The following is a 5,252-nucleotide window of genomic DNA, read 5'->3' as shown; positions in this document are numbered from 1 at the left end:
GCGTTTTTTCCAAATCGGGATTGCGGAAGCAAACATGATTGGGATTGCTGCTGGATTAACTATTGGTGGAAAAATTCCTTTTACAGGAACTTTTGCTAACTTTTCTACAGGAAGAGTTTACGACCAAATTCGTCAATCGGTTGCTTATTCTGATAAAAACGTAAAAATCTGTGCTTCTCACGCTGGATTAACTTTAGGAGAAGATGGAGCTACGCACCAAATTCTTGAAGACATCGGTTTGATGAAAATGTTACCAGGAATGACGGTAATCAACACTTGTGACCACAACCAAACTAAAGCGGCTACAATTGCACTTGCTGATCACCATGGCCCAGCTTACTTGCGTTTTGGACGTCCGGTTGTACCTAACTTTACTCCTGCTGATGAGCCTTTCATCATTGGTAAAGCAATTATGTTAAACGAAGGTACTGATGTAACAATTGTTGCTACAGGTCACTTAGTTTGGGAAGCTTTAATTGCTGCTGAAAAATTAGAAGAAAAAGGAATTTCTGCTGAAGTAATCAACATCCACACCATTAAGCCATTAGACGCAGAAGCTATATTAAAATCGGTAGCTAAAACGAAATGTATCGTAACGGCTGAAGAGCACAATTATCTTGGTGGTCTTGGAGAAAGCATTGCTGGTGTATTAGCGTTAAACAACCCTACTCCGCAAGAATTTGTAGCGGTTCAAGATAGTTTTGGTGAGTCTGGAACTCCTGAACAATTAATGGAAAAATACAAGCTAAACAATCAAGCTATTGTGGAAGCCGTAGAAAGAGTGATCAAAAGAAAATAATTTGATTCTGAATATATTAAAAATCCCATCTTGTTCTAAACGAGATGGGATTTTTGTTTTGAAAAACATTGTAATTTAAGGAATAGAATAATGTCTGTTTTTAAAACATATAAGTCATATAAGCTTTTCTTTGTCCAGTTTCTTACTTATTAAAGTAGATCACATAAGTTAAAGTGATAGTGTTATACGACAATAAATTATTCATATTACTTATATGGTTTTAAATTCATAATCATTTGAAAATATCAAAGAATATTATTGCGCATAAAGCAAAGATTGTATCACTTCAAAAGAAATACTTTCATCTTCATTTACAAAATATTTCAACAGCACTTCTCCCCACATTTTACCATCACTATAATCAGCAATAATCCAGCGGTGATTTAATACTTTTACTTTGTTGATTACAAATTTATTCACTCCTATTTGATCTTGTCCCACGTAAGGATTTCCCTTTGGATTCGCATTCAAATCCATTAATCTTTCTTTTACTACGGGAATTAACTTTTCGTAAGCAATAGTTTTATTGGCTACAGCCGAATCAAAATAATTTTGAGCATTTTCGTTTTTTTCCAAAGAAAAATAATTGGCATCATTCAACTTTGTAGTCATTGAATTCAAACTATCTTTTAATCTTTTTGTAGTTTTCTCGTATCTGTTTTGCTCAAACTTTACTTCACTATTTAAAAAAGAGTAGGTAAAAATATTAATTAATACCAATAAAATAAAGGCATAAAGCAGAAATGATTTTTTCATTGTAAAATTATTATAAAGTGATTTCTAAATTATCATAAGCAAGGAATACATTCTCAGGAAGCTTTTGTTGCACTTCTTCATGAAAGCCCATAATATGACTTATATGGGTTAAATAAGCCTTTTCTGGTTTTACCAAAGCAATAAAATCCAAGGCTTCTTGTAAACTAAAATGCGAAAAGTGATATTCTTCGCGTAAAGCATTCACCACTAAAACTTTCAAGTTTTTTAGTTTTTCGATTTCAGCAGCTTCAATCGTTTTTACATCAGTCAAATAAGCAAAATCATCAATGCGATATCCAAAAACCTGAAGACCACCATGCGACACATTAACTGGAATAGCTATTTTGTCTCCGATAGCGAAAGATTCATTATTGACTACTTCAATCGTTTTTACCGAAGGAGCTCCCGGATACTTATTGACTGTTTCAAAAACATAGTCAAAACGCATTTTCATATTATCAATAACGCGTTGGTGTGCATAAATAGGCATTTCCCCTTGTCTAAAATTAAATGGTCGAATATCATCTAAACCAGCAGTATGATCCGCATGCTCATGAGTAAAAATAATTCCGTCTACTTTCTGGCAATCTGAAGTTAGCATTTGCTGTCTAAAATCAGGACCACAATCTATAACATACGAATAATTATCCCAGCGAATCAATACCGAAACCCGAAGCCTTTTGTCCTTACTATCCGTACTTTTGCACACGGGGTGATCACTTCCTATAACTGGAATGCCTTGAGAAGTACCTGTACCTAAAAAATATACCTTCAAATCTTATTTTTTTCACAAAAATAGGATTATTTCTCTTTCATAAGGCTAGCTATTTAATTAACTTTGTAACATCAGGCAAATACATAAATTTAAACAAAAAAAATGGGTAGCGAAATAAAACTAAAAGGAGACAGAGTAATTGCACAAGTCCCTTCAATAAAAGACAAGGCACTACGTATCAATTTAAATGAAAATATTTATGGAACATTTGCCGAGATTGGTGCAGGTCAGGAAACAGTAAGACATTTTTTTAGAGCGGGTGGTTCATCAGGAACTATAGCAAAAGCAATGTCGGCATACGATAAAGATTTTAGTGATGCCGTTTATGGTGTTGAAAAAGACGGTCGTTATGTTACTGAAAACCGCCTAAAAAAAATGCTTTCTCACGAAGTAGATCTTATAGAAAAACGACTCAATAGAGAAAAGCATCCTCACAAAATGTTTTTTAGTTATGCTAATACGGTAGCAACAATAGATTTCGCAAAACAATTTAAAGGTCACGGTTGGGTAGGAATTAGTTACCAAATTGATCCTAGCGAAGAGTATAACGAAATTATACTTCACATTCGTTTTAAAGAAACGGATGCCAAATTACAACAGGAAACTCTGGGAATTCTAGGGGTAAACTTAATTTACGGCGCTTATTATAAATACAACGATCCTAAGAAATTGTTGCGTTATTTATACGATCATTTAGACAAAGACCAACTAGAGATTGACACCATCAATTTTTCCGGACCTCGATTTGCTGATGTAGACAACCGTTTAATCAGTTTGCAATTAGTCAAAAACGGAATGACCGATGCCGTAATGTTCAATCCAAAAGGAAAAAACATTCTTCCCGCTTCTATTTTATACAAGAAAAACCTTCTTGCACTTAGAGGAAGTTTCCGTCCAGTTACTAAGGTAAACATGGACATGTACGAGAAATCGATGCGTATGTTTATTGAAGAAAACAAAGTGGACAAAGAAAATACTTTGGTTATTTTCGAAATTACCTTGTCTAACTTACGTTCGGATGGCGAAATTGACGAAAGAGATTTTATGGATCGCGCCGAATTACTTTGTTCTTTAGGACAAACGGTAATGATTTCCAATTTTCAGGAATATTATAAAGTAGTAGAATATTTTGCTAATTATACTAAGGCCAGAATGGGTCTTGCCATGGGTGTCAACAACTTAGTTGATATTTTTGACGAAAAATACTATCGTCATTTAAGTGGTGGAATTCTGGAGGCTTTTGGAAAATTATTCTTTAGAGACATGAAAGTGTTTTTATATCCAATGTTAGACGAAAATGGAGAGATTACCACTTCAGAAAACTTAAAAGTACATCCACGAATGAAAGAACTGTACAAATTCTTTAAATTCAACGGAAAAGTAATTGATATAAAAGAATACAACCCTGAAAACCTAAAAGTGTTTTCACGCGAAGTGCTAAAAATGATTAGCCACGGAGTACCAGGCTGGGAACCAATGCTGCCTGAAGGGGTTTCAGAAATCATTAAACAACAACGCCTTTTTGGCTACGATCCCGAAAAAAATTAGTTGAATAAAAAACAATACCTTAATTATAAAAAACGCCACAAAGAAATTCTCTTGTGGCGTTTTAGTTTATTTTAAAATCTGACTAGCGTGCTCTTTGGTTTTTACATTTTCGATAACCTCATCGATAATTCCGTTTTCGTCGATTACAAAAGTAGTTCTATGAATGCCGTCGTATTCGCGTCCCATGAACTTTTTAGGTCCCCAAACACCAAATGCCTGAATGACTTCTTTTTCTTCGTCGGCCAATAAAGGAAATGGAAATTCGTATTTATCTTTGAATTTAGCCTGTGCTTTTGCCGAATCGGCACTTACACCTAGCAGGGCGTAATTATTAGCCTTAAAACGCTCAAAATTATCTCTTAAATCGCAGGCTTCAGCAGTACAACCTGGCGTACTGGCTTTTGGATAAAAGAAAACAACTAATTTTTTTCCTTTATAATCTTCTAATTGATGTGGCTTCCCGTCTTGGTCTACCCCAAAAAAATCGGGAGCTTTATCGCCTTTTTTTAATGTTGTCATGTTTTTTTTGTTTAACCGCAAAGTTCGCAAGGCTTTCGCAAAGTTCACTAAGACTTATTTGTTATTTGGTAATTTTGTGTTTTTCTATTGATATTGTAATTGATTTTTGAAATTGCTATTGAAATTCCTTTTCTTTACATCTCAAATTTAAACTAAATGACCAAACAAGAACGGGTAACATTTGTTATAAATACGTTAAAAGAGCTCTACCCTACTATTCCAGTTCCGCTAGATCATAAAGATCCTTATACGTTGTTGATTGCGGTTTTACTTTCGGCTCAATGTACCGATGTGAGAGTCAACCAAATCACACCAATCCTTTTTGCTAAAGCTGATAATCCGTATGATATGGTAAAAATGTCTGTGGAGGAAATTAAGGAAATCATTCGTCCTTGTGGTTTATCACCAATGAAATCTAAAGGAATTCATGGTTTATCACATATTCTAATCGAAAAACACGATGGCAAGGTGCCACAAAGTTTTGAAGCTTTAGAAGCATTGCCAGCTGTTGGGCATAAAACGGCTAGTGTGGTCATGTCACAAGCTTTTGGTGTTCCGGCATTTCCTGTAGATACTCACATTCATCGATTGATGTACAAATGGAATTTATCGAATGGAAAAAATGTTGTTCAAACTGAAAAAGATGCCAAACGTTTGTTTCCTGAGGAAATTTGGAACGATTTACACCTGCAAATTATTTGGTACGGCAGAGAATATTCGCCAGCTCGTGGTTGGAGTTTAGAGAAAGATATTATCACTAGAACTATTGGGCGAAAAACAGCCTTAGACGGCTATAAAAAGTAACATGACAGTCTGCTTTAGCTGACTAACTAAACCACTCTGCACTGAAAGTGC

General features: G+C 34.7%; 6 protein-coding genes. 3 read left to right on the top strand and 3 right to left on the bottom strand.

The window, feature by feature from the left end; all coding sequences use genetic code 11:
* Positions 1 to 799: transketolase family protein (locus AAGV33_RS16225; protein WP_373393412.1), on the top strand; the 799-nt coding region annotated here is incomplete at its 5' end.
* Between the two features lie 255 nt (positions 800 to 1,054).
* Here AAGV33_RS16225 and AAGV33_RS16220 read toward each other — a convergent pair.
* A complete protein-coding gene (locus AAGV33_RS16220; RefSeq protein ID WP_373393410.1) occupies positions 1,055 to 1,555 on the bottom strand; it encodes a hypothetical protein in 501 nt (166 codons plus the stop codon).
* Positions 1,556 to 1,565: 10 nt separating this feature from the next.
* Complete coding sequence (locus tag AAGV33_RS16215; RefSeq protein ID WP_373393409.1) at positions 1,566 to 2,330, bottom strand: MBL fold metallo-hydrolase; 765 nt, start codon at positions 2,328 to 2,330, stop codon at positions 1,566 to 1,568.
* A 102-nt stretch (positions 2,331 to 2,432) separates the two neighbouring features.
* Between AAGV33_RS16215 and AAGV33_RS16210 the strand changes: the two genes are divergently transcribed.
* The gene (locus tag AAGV33_RS16210; RefSeq protein WP_373393407.1) at positions 2,433 to 3,878 is read left to right on the top strand and encodes a TonB-dependent receptor; all 1,446 of its coding nucleotides are present in this window, start codon (positions 2,433 to 2,435) and stop codon (positions 3,876 to 3,878) included.
* A 66-nt stretch (positions 3,879 to 3,944) separates the two neighbouring features.
* Here the strand turns inward: AAGV33_RS16210 and bcp are convergent, their stop codons facing one another.
* A complete protein-coding gene (bcp, locus tag AAGV33_RS16205; RefSeq protein WP_373393405.1) occupies positions 3,945 to 4,397 on the bottom strand; it encodes a thioredoxin-dependent thiol peroxidase in 453 nt (150 codons plus the stop codon).
* A gap of 156 nt (positions 4,398 to 4,553) precedes the next feature.
* Between bcp and AAGV33_RS16200 the strand changes: the two genes are divergently transcribed.
* Complete coding sequence (locus AAGV33_RS16200) at positions 4,554 to 5,201, top strand: endonuclease III domain-containing protein (RefSeq protein ID WP_373393403.1); 648 nt, start codon at positions 4,554 to 4,556, stop codon at positions 5,199 to 5,201.
* Positions 5,202 to 5,252: the final 51 nt, after the last annotated feature.

It is taken from the genome of Flavobacterium magnesitis, assembly GCF_041729735.1.
In the GTDB taxonomy this organism is placed as follows: domain Bacteria; phylum Bacteroidota; class Bacteroidia; order Flavobacteriales; family Flavobacteriaceae; genus Flavobacterium; species Flavobacterium magnesitis.
The sequence above is the reverse complement of the archived record's forward strand: the minus strand, read 5'-3'. Positions and strand labels throughout refer to the sequence as shown.

Bases quoted from the DNA above. Each gene is read 5' to 3' on its own strand.
- AAGV33_RS16200 (WP_373393403.1), top strand. From the start codon at position 4,554: ATGACCAAACAAGAACGGGTAACATTTGTTATAAATACGTTAAAAGAG.
- AAGV33_RS16220 (WP_373393410.1), bottom strand. From the start codon at position 1,555: ATGAAAAAATCATTTCTGCTTTATGCCTTTATTTTATTGGTATTAATT.
- bcp (WP_373393405.1), bottom strand. From the start codon at position 4,397: ATGACAACATTAAAAAAAGGCGATAAAGCTCCCGATTTTTTTGGGGTA.
- AAGV33_RS16210 (WP_373393407.1), top strand. From the start codon at position 2,433: ATGGGTAGCGAAATAAAACTAAAAGGAGACAGAGTAATTGCACAAGTC.